Origin of the sequence: Pseudomonas arcuscaelestis (genome assembly GCF_016881005.1) — a bacterium.
Taxonomy (GTDB): Bacteria; Pseudomonadota; Gammaproteobacteria; order Pseudomonadales; family Pseudomonadaceae; genus Aquipseudomonas; species Aquipseudomonas arcuscaelestis.
Window position 1 is genome coordinate 1 of the sequence record NZ_JACOPV010000088.1, and the last position, 1,006, is coordinate 1,006.

At 54.1% G+C, this 1,006-nt stretch carries 2 protein-coding genes and 1 pseudogene; all 3 read left to right on the plus strand.

Translation table 11 applies throughout. The features are described from left to right. Positions 1-218 (plus strand): annotated as a pseudogene (locus tag H8F21_RS29440) (calcium:proton antiporter); the annotation flags it as partial. 179 nt (positions 219-397) lie between these two features. After that, complete coding sequence (locus H8F21_RS29745) at positions 398-700, plus strand: transposase (RefSeq protein ID WP_236043281.1); 303 nt, start codon at positions 398-400, stop codon at positions 698-700. A gap of 128 nt (positions 701-828) precedes the next feature. Next, positions 829-1,006 (plus strand): IS3 family transposase (locus H8F21_RS29895; RefSeq protein WP_328824560.1); only part of this gene is annotated, 178 nt, incomplete at its 3' end.

Genomic DNA, 1,006 nt, shown 5'->3' on the forward strand with positions numbered 1-1,006 from the left:
CGACGGTGATCCTGACGGTGCCGGTGATGGAGGCGATGGCGCTCTATACCGGCCAGCCGTTCCAGATGGCGATGACGCCGGTGCAAACGGTGATGGTGTTTATTACGCTGATTGTGAGTGCGATCAACCTCAACGACGGTGAGACCAATGCCATCGAGGGGATGACGCATTTTGTGTTGTTTGCGACCTTCATTATGTTGTCGTTACTCGGTCTGTAACCCAATTTTTGACCTCAATGGGGCGCAGTGTGGGAGGGGGCTTGCCCCCGATAGCGGTGTGCCAGGCGGTACATATGCCGACTGACACTCCCTCATCGGGGGCAAGCTGATCTGGCCTAATGATTTTGGACACTTTAATCGGGCGCTATGATGGCGCCTAAATTTGAGGTGTTTTGAATATGCGCAAATCTTATTCCAGTGAATTCAAACTCAAGGCAGCCAGTATGGTGCTCGATGAGGAGCAGCCAGTTCCTGAAGTCTGTGCCAGCTTGGATATTGGTCCCACGGCCCTGCGCCGCTGGGTTGATCAGGTTCGTAACGAGCGTCAAGGCGCAACACCTGTAGGCGCCAAGGCAATTACCGCGGATCAACGAGAGATTCAGAAGCTCAAAGCGTTGCTCAGACAAAAAGACCTGGATATCGAAATCCTAAAAAAGGCCAGTGCTCTCCTACTGTTGGACGCCAAAGATCATTCGCGTTGATCTGTGAGCTGGGTGAGCAGTACGGCGTTAACAGTTGCTGTCGTGCGTTCGGAGTTAATCGCAGCAGCTTTTATGCTTGGCAGCAGCGCCAAGGCCGAATAAATCCTGAGCGAGAGCGGCTTAAGGCTGTGTTGGTTAAGCACCACCGGGCGTCGAGAGCATCTGCTGGGGCGCGTACTCTGGCCAATGAATTACGCGAAAAAGGGCATCGCATCGGGCGGTATATGGCCAGAAGTTTGATGCGTGAAGCCGGTATTGCGAGCCGCCAACGCAGGCGCCACAAGTACAAATCCACAGGAGTGGAGG